This window comes from Solibacillus sp. NPDC093137, assembly GCF_050280445.1.
Classification (GTDB): Bacteria; Bacillota; Bacilli; order Bacillales_A; family Planococcaceae; genus Solibacillus; species Solibacillus isronensis_B.
Map to the genome: position 1 here is coordinate 2,210,658 of NZ_JBNNVH010000001.1, position 19,758 is coordinate 2,230,415.

Here is a 19,758-nt window from a genome sequence, read left to right on the forward strand (position 1 = left end):
CAGCTAATTAGACTTGTACGCCCATTTCTTTAGCTTTCGCTACTACTTCATCAATAGAACCAACTAGACGGAAAGCATCTTCTGGTAAGTGATCCCATTTGCCATCAAGGATTTCCTTGAATGAACGAACAGTTTCTTTTACAGGTACATAAGAACCTTTTTGACCAGTGAATTGCTCTGCTACGTGGAAGTTTTGAGATAAGAAGAACTGGATACGACGAGCACGTTCAACTGTTTTCTTATCTTCGTCACCTAGCTCATCCATACCTAAGATAGCAATGATATCTTGCAGTTCACGGTAACGTTGGATTGTACGTTGAACACCAGTAGCTATTGCGTAATGTTCTGGTCCAACGATTTCTGGTGATAATGCACGAGAAGTTGAAGCTAGTGGGTCTACCGCTGGATAGATACCCATTTCAGATAATTTACGTTCAAGGTTAGTTGTAGCATCTAAGTGGGCGAAAGTTGTAGCCGGAGCCGGGTCAGTATAGTCATCGGCTGGTACGTAAATCGCTTGGATTGAAGTTACAGAACCTTTAGTAGTAGATGTGATACGCTCTTGTAATTTACCCATTTCTGTAGCAAGTGTTGGTTGGTAACCTACCGCTGAAGGCATACGACCTAATAGGGCAGAAACCTCAGAACCTGCTTGTGTGAAACGGAAAATGTTGTCGATGAATAAAAGTACGTCTGCACCTTGCTCATCACGGAAGAACTCAGCCATTGTTAAACCAGTTAAAGCTACGCGCATACGTGCTCCTGGTGGCTCATTCATTTGACCGAATACCATCGCTGTTTGTTTGATTACGCCTGAATCTGTCATTTCGAAGAATAAGTCGTTACCCTCACGAGTACGTTCACCTACACCTGCGAATACAGAAATACCTGCGTGCTCTTGTGCGATGTTGTTGATTAATTCTTGGATTAATACTGTTTTACCTACACCGGCACCACCGAATAGACCGATTTTACCACCTTTGATGTATGGTGCTAATAAGTCTACTACTTTGATACCTGTTTCTAGGATTTCTACAGTAGTTGATAATTCATCGAATGTTGGAGCTTCGCGGTGAATTGAATCACGACGAACTTCAGCAGGAATTTCTTCACCTAAGTCGATAACTTCACCAAGTACGTTAAATACGCGACCTAATGTAGCTTCACCAACTGGTACTGAGATTGGTGCTCCTGAGTTTGTTACTTCTGCTCCACGTTGTAAACCGTCAGTAGATGACATGGCAATCGTACGAACAGAATCGTCACCTAAGTGAAGCGCTACTTCTAATGCAAGAGTAGTCGGAGCTTCGTTAGGACGTTCAATTGTAACTGTTAATGCGTTATAAATTGCTGGTAATTGACCATTAGCAAACTTTACGTCTACTACTGGACCCATTACTTGAAGAACGTGTCCTTTGTTCATTACTTTGTACCCTCCTATCGTATTCTTATACGACATTGGTGAGTGCGCCCTATTCTAAGGCAGCAGCTCCACCAACGATTTCTGTAATTTCTTGTGTAATCGCCGCTTGACGTGCACGGTTATATTGTAGAGAAAGGTCTGCAATAAGATCGTTTGCATTGTCTGTAGCGTTTTTCATTGCTGTCATACGCGCTGAATGTTCACTCGCTTTTCCGTCTAAAATCGCGCCGTAAATTAAGCTTTCCGCATATTGTGGAAGTAATACTTCTAAAATGGCTTCGCCTGATGGCTCAAATTCATAAGAAGCATTGCTTGAAGAAGGTGCAATATCAGTTAGAGGAAGAACTTTTTTCATAGTCACTTCGTTTTGAATTGCAGATACGAAGTGATTGTAGTACATATAAAGTTCATCATACGTACCATCAATGAACATACCAACAGCATTACGAGCGATTTCTTTAATATCAGCAAATGACGGTTGGTCCGGTAGAGCAACGACATCTGCGATAACATTGTGTCCACGCTTTACAAAGTAATCACGAACAACACGACCTACTACTAAAACTACGTACTCATCTTTAGACTTGTGACGTTTATCAATAGTGCTTTGAACTTGACGTAAGATGCTTGAGTTGTAAGCACCTGCCAGACCACGGTCAGAACCGATGACTAAGTAAGCTGTTTTCTTAACAGGACGAGAAGTTAACATTGGATGTCCGCTGTCTTTTGTACCTGTTGCGATTGCGCCTACTACGTCCTGGATTTTTTCCATGTATGGAACGTAAGACTTAGCGTTTTGCTCTGCACGACGTAACTTTGAAGAAGAAACCATCTGCATCGCTTTCGTAATTTGCTTCGTTGACTTTGTAGAGTTAATACGACCTTTAATTTCGCGTAAGTTTACCACTGGTATTTCACCACCTTTAGATTTTTATCAAGCTCTTATTAAAAAAGAGTTGTCCAGTTTTTCACGCTACAGTATTGTGCGTGAAAAACCGTTCAATTCTTACTCAGATTTAGCGAAAGTCTTTTTGAACGCATTGATAGCTTCAACATACTCTGCGTCTGGAGCAAGTTCTTTAGTTGTACGAACATGATCTAAAACATTTGTGTGGTTTGTATCTAACCAGCTTAAGAATTCGTTTTCGAAACGAACGATGTCTTGTACTGGAATATCATCTAAGTGACCTTTAGTTAATGCATAAAGGATCGCAACTTGTTTTTCAACTTTAAGTGGTTTGTTTAAGTCTTGTTTTAAAACTTCAACTGTACGTTTACCACGCTCTAATTTAGCAAGTGTGATTGCGTCTAAGTCAGATCCGAACTGAGCGAATGACTCTAACTCACGGAATGCTGCCAAGTCAAGACGTAATGTACCCGCTACTTTTTTCATCGCTTTGATTTGAGCAGAACCACCTACACGTGATACTGATAAACCAGCGTTGATCGCAGGACGTACACCAGAGTTGAATAAGTCAGATTGTAAGAAGATTTGACCATCTGTGATTGAGATTACGTTTGTTGGGATATATGCAGAGATATCGCCCGCTTGCGTTTCTACGAATGGAAGCGCTGTAATCGAACCGTTTTTGTATGTTTCGTTTAACTTCGCAGCACGCTCAAGTAGACGGCTGTGTAAGTAGAACACGTCACCAGGGTATGCTTCACGACCTGGAGGACGGCGTAGAAGAAGTGAAAGTTCACGGTATGCTGATGCTTGTTTAGTTAAGTCATCATACACGATTAATACGTGCTTACCATCTAACATGAATTCTTCTGCCATAGATACACCTGCGAAAGGAGCAAGGTATAGTAATGGAGCTGGTTGTGATGCAGATGCAGTTACAACGATTGTGTAATCTAATGCACCGTGCTTACGGAAAGTTTCAACTACGTTACGTACAGTTGATTCTTTTTGACCAATTGCAACGTAGATACAGATCATATCTTCGCCTTGTTGGTTTAAGATTGTATCAATCGCTACAGATGTTTTACCAACTTGACGGTCACCGATGATTAACTCACGTTGACCACGACCGATTGGTACTAAAGCGTCAATCGCTTTGATACCTGTTTGTAATGGCTCATGTACTGATTTACGTGCCATTACACCGAAAGCTGGACTTTCGATTGGACGAGATTTTGTTGTGTTGATTGGACCTAATCCATCCACTGGCATACCAAGTGGGTTTACAACACGGCCAATTAGTGCTTCACCAACTGGTACTTCCATAATACGACCTGTACGACGAACCTCATCGCCTTCTTTGATGCCTAGGTAGTCTCCTAAAATTACGATACCAACGTTACCTTCTTCTAGGTTTTGTGCCATACCCATAACACCGTTTGAGAACTCTAAAAGCTCTCCAGCCATGGCGTTGTCGAGGCCATGAGCACGAGCGATACCGTCACCAACAGTGATAACTGTACCTACTTCGCTTACTTTTAATTCCGATTGATAACCTTCAATCTGCTGTTTAATCAGACTGCTGATTTCTTCAGCTTTGATGCCCATGTATGTTCACCTCTCACATTTCTTAAGATTTAGCCAACTAATGTTCGTTTTAAGTCCTCTAGCTTAGACGCTACAGTACTGTCGAAAATATAGTTGCCGATTTGAACGCGTACGCCACCAATTAATGACGCATCGATAATGTTTGTAATGTTAAGTTGCCCTTTGCCGACTAACTTGCCGAAAGCAGCAGAAATTTCTGCACGTTCGCCATCTGTTAATTCACGCGTTGAGTATACTTTTGCATCTGCAGTGCCTTGAGCGGCAGCTGATAATGCTTGATATTGGTCTGCTACAGCTGTTAATTCATTTAAACGTTTCTTTTCAATTAAGAATTGAACCATATTTACAACGATTGGCTGTGCACCCGTTAAAATTTGAGCGATAAGCTCTTTCTTACGATCAGTAGAAATTTTCGGAGCAGTAAGTAAAGCCATAAACTCTTCGTTCGTAGCTAATACTGTTTTGATCTCACGTAAATCTGCACCTACTTCTGCAAGAAGGTTGTTGCTTAATGCTAATTCGTAAATTGCTTGAGCATAGCGATTTGCTACAGTCGATTGACTCATTTCGCTTCGCCTGCCTTCGCAATCGTTTCTTTAATTAATGCGCTATTGTCTGCTTCAGAAATTTCTTTCCCAAGAACTTTAGACGCAGCAAGTACTGATAATGAAACTACTTCTTCACGTACAGCAGCGATTGCTTTTTCTCTTTCTGCTTCGATATCACGAACAGCAGATTCTTTTAGACGGTTCGCTTCAGCGCGTGCAGTTACCACGATTTCTTCGCGAGTTGCTTCGCCTTGCTTTTTAGCGTTCTCAATAATTGATTGCGCTTCAGTGCGAGCTTCTTTAAGAAGGCTCTTTTGTTCTTCTAATAGTGCTTGTGTTTCTTTTTTAGCTTTTTCAGCTGCATCGATACCGCTCGCAACTAACTCTTCACGCTCGCGCATGATACCCATTAAAGGACCCCAAGCGAACTTTTTAAGAAGTGCCATTAAACCTAAGAAAATCACTAAAGTCGCAAGAGCATCACCTAAGTTAATGCCACTAGCGCCTGCACCTAGTACAAGATAGTCTAAAAACACGATTGTTTCACTCCCTTCAAGAGCTTGAATAAAATCTATATTTTGTCATACTTTTTGTTCATATTTAATATTAAATAAAAAGGGTATATCTTTTATACACAAAACTAATGGCGAAGGGTTTCAAAAGAAGTCTACTTCGCCACTGGATTTAATAATCTTAATGAAGACTATTGGTTCATTACGATGAATGCGATTACTACTGCGATGATCGGTAATGCTTCTACTAACGCTACCCCGATGAACATTGTAGTTTGAAGTGCGCCACGTGCTTCTGGTTGACGAGCGATACCTTCTACTGTTTTTGAAACGATTAAACCGTTACCAATACCTGCACCTAGTGCTGCTAAACCGATTGCGATTGCTGCTGCTAATAAACCTACTGAACCTACCATTTGATAATATCCTCCTTGGATGTTGTAATTTTTTTTGGTTCAAATTACCGCACTACATTGAATGCGGAAACTTATAATTAATGGTCTGTACTCACTTTGTGAGCCATGTAAACCATCGTTAACATAGTGAAAATGAAAGCTTGGATAAACCCGATGAAAATCGAGAATCCCATCCACGCCATCATTGGTACGATTGCACCGAAGAAACCAAACGCACTTGAAACTGCTAAACCAGTAAGTAACGTTAGTAAAATCTCGCCGGCATAAATGTTACCGTATAGACGTAGACCTAGAGTTAACGTATTTGCAAACTCTTCAATAACTTTTAACGGGAACATAAACGACATTGGTTGGAAGAATGTTTTAGCATAACCGCCTGTACCTTGCATTTTCACGCCGTAATACTGTGTTAATACTAGAACCATCGAAGCTAATGTCATTGTTACGACTGGATCGGCTGTTGGTGATTTCCACCATAAATCACTGCCGTAAGCAATACCACCCATTGGTAAACCAAGTAAGTTGGACACTGCAATGAACATGATTAATGTAATCCCTAGAATGTGGAAGCGTCCACCAGTTTTCCAGTCCATGTTACTCTTAATAATATTTTTCACGAAATCCATAACCCATTCCATGAAGTTCTGCATACCAGTCGGTTTTAACGCAAGTGTACGTGTTGAAACAAAAGCGATAATAAATACGATGACTGCAGCTACTAAGAGAGTTAGTACTGTAGATAAGTTGAAAGTAAGCGTCATAAAGCCTAAATCCAAATGTAGCTCTGGAGCTGTATGATCCATTTTTGCATTCACCTCTCTTTCAAATGCACCTTAGTGGCTTTTTATATGATGTACTACTCTTTCTACTACTAAAAAGATGTACGGAATCATCAGCCCAATGACCGTGCTTATTAAGTGAAAATATTGTGGCAACGATATTGCGATTGCGACTGCGGCAACACCTGATCCAAAGCGAAGCGCTGTACCGATAGATGCTACTTTTGTCCCTTCACTAATGGAACGGTCAAATTTTTCCATACGTCGAAGTAAAATCCAAAAATTATACGTACCAAAGAACGCACCTAGGGCTATACCAGCAAATATCGAATCATATGGCGAAAATCCCCAGCCTAACGTACAAACAGCAAGCAAAAAAAAGAACGCTTTCTTCTGCATTGCAAAAACGTGATGCAAATTTAGCATTGGCAGTTAATCTCCTGAAACTTTTTTCGAGTAAAGAAAGTGTTCATCGACCATTAAATGAATTTAAAACGTAGTAAATGCACTACAAAATTAGAGGCCGTTACAAGTAGTAAATAATTTCCACCTCAGGAAAATTCCATAGTGAACATTCATTTCATACTTCTAAATGTCTCTTAATCTTAACGGACTTCATCCAGGCGCATAGAACGTTGCAAATTGACGAGTTTCGTTTCAACTGTCAATCTAGTAGAAACTTGATATAACAAGCGTTTCAACGTCTTTTGACTAGGCGAAACTCTTATCATTCTTACCCTTTGTAAGCATACAATAGGGGGTTTTTGATGTCAATTAGTAATGGTGAAAAACTTCACATAGATACATTCCTTGTCAAATTGTTGACAAATTTGTGTATAGTTATGCACAAATATTTTTTGCATTTTTTCACTAACGCTAAAATTCGCTATTTCATGCGTTTTTTCCATGTCGTTTCATTTTTTATATCCAAGAAAAAATTTTTTGGCAATAATAGCGAATTTAATACTTGACAACAGGAGGAAAACGCTATTTCCTGTTGTCAATTTCATTTTTAAGTAAATTTCAGTAATTATTTGGATTATCGAGTCTCTGCTTTTTCGATAATTTCTTCTACTAACTGTTTTTGAGCAAATTTCAATAATGCTTCCACAATACGCTCTGAAGCAAATCCATCTCCATACGGATTCGATGCATGTGCCATTGCTTCATAAGCTTCATCATTTACTAGCAATTCTTTTGCCATCTTGTAAATAACTTCTTCATCTGTTCCCGCAAGTTTTAATGTACCTGCTGCAATCCCTTCAGGACGTTCTGTCGTATCACGTAAAACCAGCACCGGCTTCCCTAACGATGGTGCTTCTTCTTGAACACCGCCAGAATCCGTTAAAATCATGTAAGAGCGGGCAGCGAAATTGTGGAAATCAAATACTTCCAACGGTTCAATTAAATGAACACGTGGGTTGTCCCCTAAAATTTCATTTGCAACTTCGCGTACTGCAGGATTCATATGCACCGGGTAAACAACCTGAACATCCTCATGCTCGTTCAATAGACGCATAATTGCACGGAACATATTGCGCATTGGATCACCTAAATTTTCACGACGGTGTGCTGTTAGTAAAATCATGCGATCTGAACCGATTTTTTCAATAACCGGATGTGTGTAATGATCACTGACTGTTGTTTTTAATGCATCAATTGCCGTGTTACCAGTTACGAAAATTGCTTCTGCCGGTTTATTTTCCTTTAACAGGTTTGCACGAGATTGCTCAGTTGGCGCAAAATGCAAATCTGCCATTACACCTGTTAACTGACGGTTCATCTCTTCAGGGTAAGGTGAATATTTTTGACCTGTACGAAGTCCTGCTTCCACATGGCCAATTGCAATTTGATTGTAGAAAGCCGCCAGACTTCCAACAAAAGTTGTCGCCGTATCACCATGTACTAACACGATATCAGGCTTCGCTTCTTTCATTACTCGATCAAGTCCTAAAAGTGCATTCGTCGCTACATCTACTAATGTTTGACGGTCTTTCATAATATTTAAATCATAATCCGGTGTAATTTCAAAAGTTTCCAACACTTGGTCAAGCATTTGACGGTGCTGGGCCGTTACAGTAACAATCGATTCAATTTGTTCCGGATGCTTTTCCAGTTCCAGCACAAGTGGTGCCATTTTAATTGCTTCCGGACGTGTTCCAAAAATCGTCATAACTTTAAACTTCTTCGTCATTATTCTTCTCCTTGTCTAATCTATAATTAATTTTTTCTGCAAGTGTTTAGTATACTTGCCGTATTAATAGAAAACGCCCGCAACTGCTTACGGACGTCTCGTTTATTTATTATTTTGTTCCGAATAAACGATCCCCGGCATCACCCAAGCCTGGTACGATATAGCCATGATCATTTAATTTTTCATCTAGAGATGCGATGTAAATATCTACGTCTGAGTGATTTTTTTGAATTTCTTCTACACCTTCTGGAGCTGCGATCAGACACATAAACTTAATGCTTTTAGCGCCACGCTTTTTCAGTGAATTAATCGCTTCTACAGCTGAACCACCCGTTGCTAACATCGGGTCAACAATAATGAAGTCACGTTCTTCAACATCTGCTGGAAGTTTCGCATAATATTCTACCGGTTTTAATGTTTCCGGATCACGGTAAAGACCAATATGACCTACTTTTGCAGCAGGAATTAATTTTAATACGCCATCTACCATTCCGATACCCGCACGTAGAATTGGGACAATCGCCATTTTCTTCCCAGATAATACTTTCGCTTTCGCCTTCGTAACAGGTGTTTCCACTTCAATTTCTTCCAGCGGTAAATCCCGAGTAATCTCAAAAGCCATTAATGTTGCTACTTCATCAACTAACTCCCGGAATTCTTTTGTTCCTGTTTCTTTATCTCGAATATAAGTTAACTTATGTTGGATTAATGGGTGGTCAAATACGTATACTTTACTCACGTTGACATCTCCTAACTGTTGTTTATCTAAAACAGTATAACAGAAAATAAAGTTAACGAAAACTATGATAGGAATGTTTTAAAAATTGCCCATTTTATAATACAAAAATAGAACAAATATATCTTCAATTAGGATTTGCTTTAGTAGCCTATCTATTCGTTATTTCTTCTAATAAAAAAGCCTTCTATCTACATATTGTAAATAGAAGGCTTAAACTCAATTATGCGTATAAAGGATATTTTGCTGTAAGAGCTTCAACACGTTTGCGTGCTTCTTCTTTTACTGCTGCATCTTCATGGTTTTTAAGAACTGAAGCGATAATTTTACCTACTTCGATTACATCTTCTTCTTTGAAACCGCGAGAAGTTACAGCTGCTGTACCTACACGGATACCTGATGTTACGAATGGTGATTCTGTATCGAATGGAATAGTGTTTTTGTTTGTTGTAATTGCTACTTCATCCAGTACATGCTCAGCAACTTTACCTGTTAAACCTAAAGATTTCACATTTAATAGAAGTAAATGGTTGTCTGTACCGCCTGAAACGATTTCAACACCTTCATCAACTAAAGATTTTGCAAGTGCAGCTGCATTTGCTTTAATTTGTTTTGCGTAATCTTTAAATTCCGGTTGTAATGCTTCACCGAAAGATACTGCTTTTGCAGCGATGACATGCATTAATGGACCGCCTTGAATACCAGGGAATACTGATTTATTTAATTCTTTTTCCCATTTTTCATCTTTCGTTAAAATCATACCGCCACGTGGACCACGTAACGTTTTATGAGTTGTTGTCGTTACGAAATCTGCATATGGTACTGGATTTTGGTGCTCGCCTGCTGCTACTAAGCCGGCAATATGTGCCATGTCAACCATGAAATATGCACCGACTTCATCCGCGATCTCACGGAACTTTGCAAAGTCAATTGCACGAGGATAAGCTGATGCACCAGCAACGATTAATTTTGGCTTTGATTCCAATGCTTTTTGGCGAACATCTTCATAATCTATTAAGTTTGTATCTTCAGTTACACCGTATTCTACGAAATTATAAAGAATGCCAGAGAAGTTTACTGGTGAACCATGTGTTAAGTGGCCACCGTGTGATAAGTTCATACCAAGTACTGTATCACCAGGTTTTAAAACTGTATGGTAAACTGCCATGTTCGCTTGTGCACCTGAGTGTGGCTGAACGTTAACATATGCTGCACCGAATAATTCTTTTGCACGGTCACGCGCAATGTTTTCCACTACGTCTACATGTTCACAACCGCCATAATAGCGTTTGCCAGGGTAACCTTCCGCATATTTATTTGTTAAATATGAACCTTGTGCTTCCATTACAGCTTCCGATACGAAGTTTTCTGATGCGATTAGTTCGATGTTTGTGTTTTGACGTTTTTTCTCTAATAAAATTGCGTCTAAAATTGCCTTGTCTTGTCCTGCTAATTTTTCAAATGCCATTTTCAAATCCCCCTAAATGTACTTCCGATTAGATCGGAGTTTCCAATTCAAAATGATATATGTAACGTTAAGGTGTTACAGTATATTGCGCACGTTCTCCACCGATAAGTTTCGGACGTGTTGTCGCTAACGTAATGACTGCATCGCCTAATTGTTTAACAGATGTTCGTAAAGGCACAGCAACCGCTTTTAAGTGCATGCCGATTAATGTTTGACCGATATCAATCCCGTAATGTGCTTGGATGGTTTCCACAATTACAGGCTCATCCATTTGTGTAAAAGCGTATGCAGACATAGAGCCACCTGCTGTACGGACCGGAATGACCGAAACAGGTTCTAAATGGTACATTTTAGCAGCTGCAGCCTCGAGTGTCAGCGCTCGGTTAATATGCTCGCAGCCTTGGAAAACTAAGTGAATTTTATGTCTTTGCGCGAATATTGAAAATTCTTTGTATAGAACTTGCGCTACATCGAATGCACCAGCTGTTCCAATCTTCTCACCCATCACTTCCGATGTGGAACAGCCGATGACAAATAGCTGACCTTCAGAAAACTTCACTTGTTGCTCAAATTCGGATAATGCTTGCGCTAAATCTTTTTGCAAATCGGGTAAGTTTGTCATTGAATCACCATCTGTTACCCTTCTTCGATTTCAGTTATCTTTTCAACACGGCGAATATGACGACCGCCTTCAAACTGTGTATCCAACCAAGTTGCAACAATCTCACGTGCCAGACCTGGACCGATTACACGCTCACCCATTGCTAAAACGTTTGAGTCATTGTGACAACGTGTCGCTTTTGCCGAGAACACGTCATGTACAAGTGCACAACGAATCCCTTTAAATTTGTTTGCAGCAATCGAAATCCCAATTCCAGTCCCGCAAATTAAAATTCCTCTGTCAAATTCCCCTGCAGCTACTCTCTCAGCTACTGGACGTGCATAGTCCGGGTAATCTACTGACTCGTCCGTTTGTGGACCAAAGTCTTCATAACTGATTGACATTTCATCAAGTAGTGACATAATCTCTTTACGTAAATTATTACCGCCGTGATCTGAAGAAATTGCAATTCTCATGAAGATCCCTCCTGCCTCGATTTTATTACTTATTATATTCACCATCAGTGTACCATTTATTCCGGAAGAATAACACGTCTTTTCCGAATAACTTTCAAAATACATGCATAAAGACGAATATTAAGTGAATAATTGTACCTTATCGTTAACATTTGGATGTTATTCTCTTATTTTTCTATTATAAATCACTTCAATGTTCAGCTTTACGTAAGTTTGTTAAGTTAAAAAGGCTTTTGAGCAATTAGTCCCCAATAAAAAAGACCGCTCAGATTAGAGCAGGTCTTCAAAAGTTATTGTAATGATAAAATATATTCGGCTACCGCTTCTTCTTCCCCATCTGCTGTACCCGACGGCATTGCACCTTTACCATTGACTAGGACATCAACAATTTCCTCTTTTGATAAAGAAGTTTTCGTTAAGTCCGGCCCCATTGCTCCCGTTAAATCTCCGCCATGACACCCTACACAGCTGGCATTTGCCACTTTTTCACCCGCTGAGACATCTGTAGTTTCAGCTGAATCCGTTCCTCCTGATGATTCAGTGGATTCGGCCGGTGTTGAGTCAACTGAATCTGTCGTATCCGCATCCTCTGCGTCTCCACATCCAGCAAGACCCGCTACGACTACACCCATCAGTAGCCAGTACTTCATTTTGTTCAATATAAATCCCCCCAGGACTAATTATTGTAAACAATAGTGTACCATACCCAGGCTTTTTGTTTTCGAAACGTGTACATGATTTTGAAGCTTGGTATTGTTTATTAGAACATTCGCTTCGGATATTAGAAGATCGACATATTATTAGAACTTTAACACGGTTATTAGACAATCTTCCCTTTATATTAGAAAACTTCATTGAAATGCACTCACGAACGAAATAAAAATACCCAACAGATAAACATGTCCGTTTATCCATCAGGTATTTTAAACCTATATTCCGATCTACTGTGTGCGGTCGAATTGTTGAATCATTCGATACAGCTCTGCAGACTGTTGTTTCAAATTGCTCGCCAGTTCTTCTACTTGCTTGATCGCTTCGGCCTGTTCCAGTGAAGCGGATGTTACTTCCTGTGCGCTTGCAGAAGTTTGCTCTGCAATTGCCGCCACTTCCTGTGATTGATGTGACGTATGTTCAATATTTTTCATTTGCTGTGCGACTAATTCTGAAATTTGGACAACATCATCGGCCATTTCATAAACAGATTTTGTCATACCTTCAACTGCTGACGTTGTTTCAGAAACACGTGATGATTCATTTACCGCAAATGATACTTGTTCGTCCATCTGTTTTACTACTACCGAAACATTTTGCTGCATCGTGTGGATCAATGTTGTAATCCCCTGCACAGCACTTGCACTTTCATCCGCCAAACCACGGACTTCCTCTGCAACAACTGCAAAGCCTTTCCCATGCTCACCTGCTCGTGCAGCTTCAATCGATGCGTTTAAAGCAAGTAAATTTGTTTGTCCTGCGATATCGCCTACTAAACCTATAATCCGTTCAATCTGCTCAGCATTTTTTTCCAGCTCGCGAATATTTACTAATGAATTTTCATTATCGGTTGCGATTTTTTTAATACTGTTTACAACACCATGAATCGAATCCGTTGTAGATGTTAAGTTTGTCAAAAGATTTTTTGAGCGACTTGCCGTATGTAGTGCTTTATTGTTCACTTCCGCGGCTAATGTGCGAACCTCTTCAATTGCTTCTACTGTTTCTTGAATAGCAACTGCCGAAGATTCAGCCCCTAATGAAATTTGGCTAATATTGCTTGTAATTTGCCCGGCATTGTTCGTAACAGAGATACTTTCTTCCGACAATTTCAAAATCGTTTCATCGGTTGACTTGTAATTATCTTCGATGCCGTTTACCATTTTACGCAAATTAAACACCATTGTTTGGAATGCCTCTGCTACAGAGCGGATTTCATCATTTGTTTTCGGCATTTCAACATCTTGTCCGATTTTACCTTCCGCTACATGGTTTGCACTGCGCTCCAATTGCTGTAAAGGGCGAACAATGACTAAACCAAAAACAGCTGCCAATGCACATGACCAAAAGATTCCTAATAAATAGGTAATAATCTGAAATACGCTTGTGCTAGTCGTTTCAAAAAACATTGGGTGTAAATATTCGATAAATACAAAACTGCAAGTGTAGGTAATTAGCGCTAATATCCCGACAAACAATACGAGCTTCCGGCGCAAACTAAAGATCTTTTTCTGAGAGTCCATGTTAAATTTTATCCTCCAACTTCAATTTAGTTTCCAGCTTGTTAATTGCTTCGTTCAATTGCTCATATGTTTGTTCATATACTTGCAGGTTTCCACCGAATGGATCTTGAATATCAAGTCCTGTTTCCATCGCAACATATTCATTTAACGTAAACGTTTTATGTGCCGCTTCTTCTACTAAACGGATGACCATTTCTTTATGAGCGGTCGTCATCGTTAAAATTAAATCCGCCCATTGTGCATCTTCTACTGTAAATTGAGATGAACGGTGCGATTGCGCAATATTTTTCCTGTGTAATATTTCCTTTGCGTTCAGGGACATGTCACTGCCTTCGTGCGCATAAATACCTGCTGAACGCACAGTAATATTCTCATAGTTTTTTGCTTGTAAAATTGCTGCTGCCATAGGACTTCTACATGTGTTGCCTGTACAAATAAAATAAATATTAATGTTCCTCACACCCTCTAGTTTACCATTTTAGTAGCATTACACTCATAATAATCAGGAGGATTCCTGCTACTTTTTTTAATGCGTTATTTTTAAAAATTGGTGATTTTTGCGCTATTATCAATGCCGCATATGACAATATAAATGTTGATAGGCCAGCACTGATAATAAAAACATATTTTTGTAAATTTAGCATACCAAAAGAAAGGCTAACTGAAAAGGTGTCAACACTTGCAAAAATCGCAATTATCGGTAAAGACATTGCCGGAAAACTTTCATCTTTCTTCGAGAGCAGTAATTGCAGTCCAACAAAAAACAATAACAGTGTAGAAAGGCCTGATGCCCAGTTTGTTAAATAGACGGCAAGCCATTCCCCAAAGCGGTAACCGAGTAATGGAAAAAGCATATGTAAAAATGCCGTCCATAAAGCTAATAACCATTTTGCCTTAACATTTGTAGCAATTAAATACAGTGCAACGACATCGAACGACATTAAGATCCCGGCAACTACTTCTTGCATCTATTCCCCTCTTCCACTAAGCGCTGTTGTAATTTATGCTTTTAGGCCGGGAAATATCCTTTTGTTTATACACAAAAACCACATCCCGATGTTGCAAGATGTGGTTTTATTCTTATAGTGCGTACCATTTGCCGCCTGCCGCCTTTTCCAGACGGTTCATAATAGCTGTACCAACACCTGTTTTTGATGTTGCCGTCGCTAGAATAATCGTGGCATCCGTTTTATCGCATGCACGCAATGCATCATATAGCGAAGCACTCATTTGTTCAAGATCATGTGCACTTCCGAATGAAAAATAATAATCGGCCTCAATCTCTTCAAAGTTTTGCGGTGCCAATAAGGCCACTTTATGTACCGGTTTTAATTCGGCAATAGCCATTTCAATCGCTTTTTTATTTGCATCTATTAAATAGACGGGAGCTTCCGGTGCATAGTGGGTATATTTCATACCAGGCGCTTTTGGTGTCGATTCAATTTTCTGCTGTTCCAGACTTGGCTCAATAACTGGTCCGATTACCGCTTCGAGCATTTCTTTCGTTACCCCGCCCGGACGCAAAATAACTGGTGTATCCAGTGTGACATCCAAAACGGTCGATTCAAGTCCGATCCCCGTCATTCCTCCATCCAAAATACAAGGAATAATGTTTTGCAAATCTTCAAATACATGTTCGGCTTTTGTCGGACTAGGCTTACCGCTGCGATTTGCACTAGGCGCTGCTAACGGTTTCTTTAATGTTTGAAGAAGTTCCAGTGCTACTGGATGATCGGGCATACGAATACCAACCGTATCTAATCCTGCCGTAACACTTGACGCTAAAACATTCGGCTTTGCATGCATGACAAGTGTCAATGGACCAGGCCAAAAAGCATCCATACATTTTTGGGCAACTTCCGAAATATTTGTTGTATATAACGATACTTCTTCCACTGTTCCTATATGTACAATCAAGGGATTATCCGAAGGTCGTCCTTTTGCAGCATATATTTTCTTCACGGCCAGCTCATTTGTCGCAACAGCACCTAAGCCATATACGGTTTCTGTCGGAAATGCGACTATTTCGCCGTTATTTAATAAATCCACAGCCTGTGTATAATTTTCTGAATTATCCACAAATTCATCCACATTTAATTGGAAAGTGTGCATTACTTTTTCCTCCTTTCTGTAAATGTTTGAGTTAACTATCCACAAATTGTGAGTAAGTTGGATCATTTTCTACAAGTTCTTCTGTGTTTTGTGGATCACTTTTTTCCATATGTTTTTCCCACCATTCAGCAATAAAAAATGGCGGCCGTTCATTTTCCACCGGCTCATTAACTATACAAAGCGTTGGGAACACTGCACAGAACCAGTTTTCGCCTCGACCTTGTCCAATAATGAAATTAACAGAATAATACTCTTTTTGCGGATAAAACTGACCAGCCACCCATTTCGGGGGAATTAAGTTATCCCCAAACTTATAGGCGATTTTTAATTGTGGGTAAGTTTTCTGAATTTCCTGATACATGTTTTCCACACTGTGGATATCTTCTGAAAATTCAGGTGTATTTTGCAAATAAGTTTGAATTGTTTCCACAACCTCATATTTGATAAGCTGGTCGGCATTTGTCGAACTGTTTGCAATAACACGGAACTTTAACTGGTCATTGCTTTCTCCCTGATCAATGCGTACCTCATCTACGAAAGTAGGTATAAACGTAGCAGCGCAATATAAAAATAGAACACTTATTAGTAATTTAGCAATCGCTAAAAATAGATTGGATTCATTTTGAATATCGTAATCATGTAACATAATCATTCCCCCTTGCAAACATTGTTTACAAGGAATCTATTTTTTATTCACTAATCTCACAAAAAACAATACGTTCTTTTTTATTTATATCTTGAATGACTGATACATGGGCATTTGGAAAGCTTTTTTTGAAAAAATTCGCTACGGCTTCTCCTTGTGTATAACCGATTTCCAGCCCAATTAATGCCGGCCTCTTCATAAGAGCCGGTAAATTTTCTGCTAGTTTACGATAAAGCAAGAGTCCTTCTTCATCGGCAAACAATGCCTGATGAGGTTCGTGCGCTACGACAACATCGGACATATCCTCCATTTCCTCATATGCGATATACGGCGGATTAGAAAGGACAACATCCCATTTTTCATTTGCAATCGGTTCTGTTAAATCGCCTAGCTTAAATTCAATTTCCGCTTGCAGCTGCTCAGCGTTTTTTTGTGCTGTTGCAAGTGCTGCAGGTGAAAGATCCGTTGCTGTTACACCAAGCTGCGGACATTCCTTCTTCATTGTAATGGCAATGGCACCACTGCCAGTCCCAATGTCGGCAAACTTCAGATTTTGCTTGTCTCCGAATAACTTGCGGATCCGCTCAATCGTTCCAACAATCAGTTCTTCCGTTTCCGGACGAGGGATCAGTACCGATTCATCAACTATAAATGAGCGTCCGTAAAATTCTTCTACGCCCGTTATATATTGTACAGGACGCCCTTTCACATGCTCTTGAATAAAAGCATCAAACTGCTGTTGCTGCTCTTCGGGTAGAATATCGTGCATCTTCATCATTAATTCTGAATAGCTTGTCTGTAAAATATGCTGTAATAAAATCCGTGCGGCATTTCCTTCGCGACCGTTTTCCTCTAAAAAAGAAGAAGCCCCATTCAGGGCCTCAAAAATGGTTTTATGCATCTTCATTTAAATTTGATAAGCGTGTTGCCTGCTCATCTAAAATAAGTGCATCGATGATTTCATCCAGCTTACCTTCAACGATTTGGTCAAGTTTTTGAATCGTTAAACCAATTCGGTGATCTGTTACGCGGTTTTGTGGATAGTTGTAAGTACGGATACGTTCAGAACGGTCGCCTGTTCCTACTGCTGTCTTACGTGTTGCATCGATTTCAGCCTGTGCTTCCTGACGGTGTTTATCCGCTACACGTGCTACTAAAATTTTCATCGCTTTTTCACGGTTCTTAATTTGTGAACGTTCATCTTGCATCGAAACGACAACACCTGTCGGTAAGTGGGTCATACGAACAGCAGACATCGTTGTATTTACTGACTGACCACCTGCACCAGATGAAGCGAATGTATCAACGCGAATATCTTTTTCATGAATTTCTACATCTTCTACATGTACTTCCGGTAAACATGCTACCGTAGCAGTTGATGTATGGATACGGCCTTGTGATTCTGTCGCAGGTACACGTTGAACACGGTGAGCGCCATTTTCATATTTGAATTTTGAATATGCACCTTGACCGTTGATCATGAAGATTACTTCTTTAAATCCGCCTGCCGGGTTTGGTGTTGCTTCCATTACATCCACTTTCCAGCCTTGCGTTTCCGCATAGCGTGTGTACATACGGAATAGGTCACCAGCAAAAATATTGGCTTCGTCACCACCAGCAGCACCGCGGATCTCCATAATTACGTTTTTCGAATCGTTCGGGTCTTTAGGGATTAATAAAATACGCAGACGATCTTCTAACTCTGGAACTTGTTTGTTTAAATCGTTAAACTCTTCCTTCATCATTTCCAGCATATCTGCATCTTTTTCAATCTCCATTAATTCGCGTGTATCTGCCAGTTGCTCTTTCACCGATTTGTATTCACGGTATACTTCTACCATTTCCTGAATATCGGATTGCTCTTTCGAATATTCGCGAAGCTTATTGGAATCGCTGACGATATCCGGGTCGCTTAGTAATTCATTTAATCTTTCGTAACGGTCTTCAACCGCCTGTAAACGATCAAACATCTATATTTCACCTCTAAAAGTTATTTTGTTATTAGTTGTATTTCACTCGTCTTCTCACGAGTCACGTTAAAATGCACCTTTACTAGTATAAAGAAATTTTACGGTTGTTGCTACATCTATGTTGAACTTTCTTCATATCATTTACACATTGGCATTCATATATTTAAATTTGGTTGTGCCGTTCACTCTAAATTATAGTGGCGGTTTGGAATGGCATTTGCGGCAAACAGGGTAATAACTATCATTACCCCCAATTTGAATCTGATCACCTGTACGGACCGGTTTTTTATTTTCATCTACTCGGAGATTCATCGTCGCTTTCTTATGACAGAACCAGCAAATAGTTTTCATTTCCTCAATTTTATCCGCGTATATCGTCATATAACGGCTGCCTTCAAACAGCTCATTCTGGAAGTCATTTTTCAAGCCAAAGCCCATAACAGGAATGTTCAGCTCATCGACAATTTGAGTCAGCTGCAATACATGTTCTTTTGATAAAAATTGTACTTCGTCTACAAGTACACAATATAATCTTTCTTCGTGTTTTTCTACTATTTCATATATGTTTGTATCTTCAAACACCGCAATCGCCGGACGTCTTAAACCGATTCGGCTTGAAACTGTTCCAACTTCATCGCGTGTATCAATTCCTGAAGTAAAAATCAGTACCGCTTTATTTTGCTCTTCATAATTGTGGGCAACTTTTAAAATTTCAATCGATTTCCCGCTATTCATCGCCCCATGCTTATAAAATAATTGCGCCATTTCTATTTCCTCATTTCTAATTAAAATTGCAAGTTCGTTTTTTCACCAACAAAAAACCTTGAGTATCTAACTCAAGGTCAACTTTTACTTCTTTTATCTTAGCTAGTTTTTTGTCATTCGTCTATTGCAAAAGGTGCTCTATTTATTAGAATCTTTCTCTTTAGAAAAACATGTGCGAAAGATTTCTAATATCTTCTAATTTCCTCTAATATATTTTTATTTCTTCTAATAAAAGTTTGAACTTCTAATATAATATGTACATTTTCTAATATCGCATTGCGGTTTTCAAATAAACGTTTCGGATTTTTAATAACCCGCAAAATTTTTTTAATAACTGCGCAATATCTTCTAATAAAACAAAAT

At 39.5% G+C, this 19,758-nt stretch carries 22 protein-coding genes; all 22 read right to left on the reverse strand.

Annotated elements, in window-relative coordinates:
- Positions 1-7: 7 nt before the first annotated feature.
- On the reverse strand, positions 8-1,423 hold the full coding sequence (atpD, locus tag ACQKN3_RS11060) for a F0F1 ATP synthase subunit beta (RefSeq protein WP_008404446.1): 1,416 nt from the start codon (positions 1,421-1,423) through the stop codon (positions 8-10).
- A gap of 49 nt (positions 1,424-1,472) precedes the next feature.
- Positions 1,473-2,330 carry an ATP synthase F1 subunit gamma gene (gene atpG, locus ACQKN3_RS11065; protein ID WP_251689851.1) on the reverse strand — a complete coding sequence of 286 codons (858 nt, stop codon included), beginning with the start codon at positions 2,328-2,330 and terminating at the stop codon, positions 1,473-1,475.
- A gap of 99 nt (positions 2,331-2,429) precedes the next feature.
- Positions 2,430-3,938, reverse strand: a complete 1,509-nt coding sequence (gene atpA, locus ACQKN3_RS11070) for a F0F1 ATP synthase subunit alpha (protein ID WP_008404448.1) — start codon at positions 3,936-3,938, stop codon at positions 2,430-2,432.
- Between the two features lie 29 nt (positions 3,939-3,967).
- Positions 3,968-4,504, reverse strand: coding sequence for a F0F1 ATP synthase subunit delta (locus tag ACQKN3_RS11075; RefSeq protein WP_008404449.1), 537 nt, complete (start codon positions 4,502-4,504; stop codon positions 3,968-3,970).
- A complete protein-coding gene (gene atpF / locus ACQKN3_RS11080; RefSeq protein ID WP_251689852.1) occupies positions 4,501-5,022 on the reverse strand; it encodes a F0F1 ATP synthase subunit B in 522 nt (173 codons plus the stop codon). The genes ACQKN3_RS11075 and atpF overlap by 4 nt, the downstream gene beginning before the upstream one ends.
- A gap of 167 nt (positions 5,023-5,189) precedes the next feature.
- Positions 5,190-5,414, reverse strand: a complete 225-nt coding sequence (gene atpE, locus ACQKN3_RS11085; RefSeq protein WP_008404451.1) for a F0F1 ATP synthase subunit C — start codon at positions 5,412-5,414, stop codon at positions 5,190-5,192.
- Between the two features lie 77 nt (positions 5,415-5,491).
- Positions 5,492-6,217, reverse strand: coding sequence for a F0F1 ATP synthase subunit A (atpB, locus tag ACQKN3_RS11090; protein ID WP_251689853.1), 726 nt, complete (start codon positions 6,215-6,217; stop codon positions 5,492-5,494).
- 30 nt (positions 6,218-6,247) lie between these two features.
- Complete coding sequence (locus ACQKN3_RS11095) at positions 6,248-6,619, reverse strand: ATP synthase subunit I (protein ID WP_251689854.1); 372 nt, start codon at positions 6,617-6,619, stop codon at positions 6,248-6,250.
- Positions 6,620-7,232: 613 nt separating this feature from the next.
- Positions 7,233-8,387, reverse strand: coding sequence for a non-hydrolyzing UDP-N-acetylglucosamine 2-epimerase (gene wecB, locus ACQKN3_RS11100; RefSeq protein WP_427711379.1), 1,155 nt, complete (start codon positions 8,385-8,387; stop codon positions 7,233-7,235).
- 109 nt (positions 8,388-8,496) lie between these two features.
- Positions 8,497-9,126: a uracil phosphoribosyltransferase gene (gene upp / locus ACQKN3_RS11105; RefSeq protein ID WP_251689856.1), complete on the reverse strand. Its 630-nt coding sequence runs from the start codon at positions 9,124-9,126 to the stop codon at positions 8,497-8,499.
- A 220-nt stretch (positions 9,127-9,346) separates the two neighbouring features.
- Positions 9,347-10,591: a serine hydroxymethyltransferase gene (glyA, locus tag ACQKN3_RS11110; RefSeq protein ID WP_427711382.1), complete on the reverse strand. Its 1,245-nt coding sequence runs from the start codon at positions 10,589-10,591 to the stop codon at positions 9,347-9,349.
- A 67-nt stretch (positions 10,592-10,658) separates the two neighbouring features.
- On the reverse strand, positions 10,659-11,213 hold the full coding sequence (locus tag ACQKN3_RS11115; protein WP_427711384.1) for a TIGR01440 family protein: 555 nt from the start codon (positions 11,211-11,213) through the stop codon (positions 10,659-10,661).
- Between the two features lie 14 nt (positions 11,214-11,227).
- Positions 11,228-11,668, reverse strand: coding sequence for a ribose 5-phosphate isomerase B (gene rpiB, locus ACQKN3_RS11120; protein ID WP_008404461.1), 441 nt, complete (start codon positions 11,666-11,668; stop codon positions 11,228-11,230).
- 290 nt (positions 11,669-11,958) lie between these two features.
- Positions 11,959-12,318 carry a c-type cytochrome gene (locus ACQKN3_RS11125; RefSeq protein WP_251690050.1) on the reverse strand — a complete coding sequence of 120 codons (360 nt, stop codon included), beginning with the start codon at positions 12,316-12,318 and terminating at the stop codon, positions 11,959-11,961.
- Positions 12,319-12,609: 291 nt separating this feature from the next.
- A complete protein-coding gene (locus ACQKN3_RS11130; RefSeq protein WP_427711386.1) occupies positions 12,610-13,902 on the reverse strand; it encodes a methyl-accepting chemotaxis protein in 1,293 nt (430 codons plus the stop codon).
- A gap of 1 nt (position 13,903) precedes the next feature.
- Positions 13,904-14,362, reverse strand: a complete 459-nt coding sequence (locus tag ACQKN3_RS11135; RefSeq protein WP_353056561.1) for a low molecular weight protein arginine phosphatase — start codon at positions 14,360-14,362, stop codon at positions 13,904-13,906.
- A gap of 10 nt (positions 14,363-14,372) precedes the next feature.
- On the reverse strand, positions 14,373-14,870 hold the full coding sequence (locus tag ACQKN3_RS11140; RefSeq protein ID WP_427711388.1) for a manganese efflux pump: 498 nt from the start codon (positions 14,868-14,870) through the stop codon (positions 14,373-14,375).
- Positions 14,871-14,982: 112 nt separating this feature from the next.
- Entirely contained in the window at positions 14,983-16,014 is a 1,032-nt protein-coding gene (locus ACQKN3_RS11145; protein WP_427711390.1) for an L-threonylcarbamoyladenylate synthase, read from the reverse strand.
- A 31-nt stretch (positions 16,015-16,045) separates the two neighbouring features.
- Positions 16,046-16,660 carry a stage II sporulation protein R gene (locus ACQKN3_RS11150; RefSeq protein ID WP_427711392.1) on the reverse strand — a complete coding sequence of 205 codons (615 nt, stop codon included), beginning with the start codon at positions 16,658-16,660 and terminating at the stop codon, positions 16,046-16,048.
- Between the two features lie 43 nt (positions 16,661-16,703).
- Positions 16,704-17,567: a peptide chain release factor N(5)-glutamine methyltransferase gene (gene prmC / locus ACQKN3_RS11155; RefSeq protein ID WP_427711394.1), complete on the reverse strand. Its 864-nt coding sequence runs from the start codon at positions 17,565-17,567 to the stop codon at positions 16,704-16,706.
- The gene (gene prfA, locus ACQKN3_RS11160) at positions 17,554-18,630 is read right to left on the reverse strand and encodes a peptide chain release factor 1 (protein WP_251689865.1); all 1,077 of its coding nucleotides are present in this window, start codon (positions 18,628-18,630) and stop codon (positions 17,554-17,556) included. Before prfA ends, prmC begins: the two co-directional genes overlap by 14 nt.
- Before the next feature lie 192 nt (positions 18,631-18,822).
- The gene (locus ACQKN3_RS11165) at positions 18,823-19,395 is read right to left on the reverse strand and encodes a thymidine kinase (protein WP_427711396.1); all 573 of its coding nucleotides are present in this window, start codon (positions 19,393-19,395) and stop codon (positions 18,823-18,825) included.
- Positions 19,396-19,758 lie beyond the last annotated feature (363 nt).

Bases quoted from the DNA above. Each gene is read 5' to 3' on its own strand.
- ACQKN3_RS11125 (WP_251690050.1), bottom strand. From the start codon at position 12,318: ATGAAGTACTGGCTACTGATGGGTGTAGTCGTAGCGGGTCTTGCTGGA.
- atpA (WP_008404448.1), bottom strand. From the start codon at position 3,938: ATGGGCATCAAAGCTGAAGAAATCAGCAGTCTGATTAAACAGCAGATT.
- ACQKN3_RS11165 (WP_427711396.1), bottom strand. From the start codon at position 19,395: ATGGCGCAATTATTTTATAAGCATGGGGCGATGAATAGCGGGAAATCG.
- ACQKN3_RS11140 (WP_427711388.1), bottom strand. From the start codon at position 14,870: ATGCAAGAAGTAGTTGCCGGGATCTTAATGTCGTTCGATGTCGTTGCA.
- ACQKN3_RS11115 (WP_427711384.1), bottom strand. From the start codon at position 11,213: ATGACAAACTTACCCGATTTGCAAAAAGATTTAGCGCAAGCATTATCC.
- glyA (WP_427711382.1), bottom strand. From the start codon at position 10,591: ATGGCATTTGAAAAATTAGCAGGACAAGACAAGGCAATTTTAGACGCA.
- rpiB (WP_008404461.1), bottom strand. From the start codon at position 11,668: ATGAGAATTGCAATTTCTTCAGATCACGGCGGTAATAATTTACGTAAA.
- prmC (WP_427711394.1), bottom strand. From the start codon at position 17,567: ATGAAGATGCATAAAACCATTTTTGAGGCCCTGAATGGGGCTTCTTCT.
- prfA (WP_251689865.1), bottom strand. From the start codon at position 18,630: ATGTTTGATCGTTTACAGGCGGTTGAAGACCGTTACGAAAGATTAAAT.
- ACQKN3_RS11145 (WP_427711390.1), bottom strand. From the start codon at position 16,014: ATGCACACTTTCCAATTAAATGTGGATGAATTTGTGGATAATTCAGAA.
- atpE (WP_008404451.1), bottom strand. From the start codon at position 5,414: ATGGTAGGTTCAGTAGGTTTATTAGCAGCAGCAATCGCAATCGGTTTA.
- ACQKN3_RS11130 (WP_427711386.1), bottom strand. From the start codon at position 13,902: ATGGACTCTCAGAAAAAGATCTTTAGTTTGCGCCGGAAGCTCGTATTG.
- ACQKN3_RS11095 (WP_251689854.1), bottom strand. From the start codon at position 6,619: ATGCTAAATTTGCATCACGTTTTTGCAATGCAGAAGAAAGCGTTCTTT.
- ACQKN3_RS11150 (WP_427711392.1), bottom strand. From the start codon at position 16,660: ATGTTACATGATTACGATATTCAAAATGAATCCAATCTATTTTTAGCG.
- atpB (WP_251689853.1), bottom strand. From the start codon at position 6,217: ATGGATCATACAGCTCCAGAGCTACATTTGGATTTAGGCTTTATGACG.
- atpD (WP_008404446.1), bottom strand. From the start codon at position 1,423: ATGAACAAAGGACACGTTCTTCAAGTAATGGGTCCAGTAGTAGACGTA.
- wecB (WP_427711379.1), bottom strand. From the start codon at position 8,387: ATGACGAAGAAGTTTAAAGTTATGACGATTTTTGGAACACGTCCGGAA.
- ACQKN3_RS11075 (WP_008404449.1), bottom strand. From the start codon at position 4,504: ATGAGTCAATCGACTGTAGCAAATCGCTATGCTCAAGCAATTTACGAA.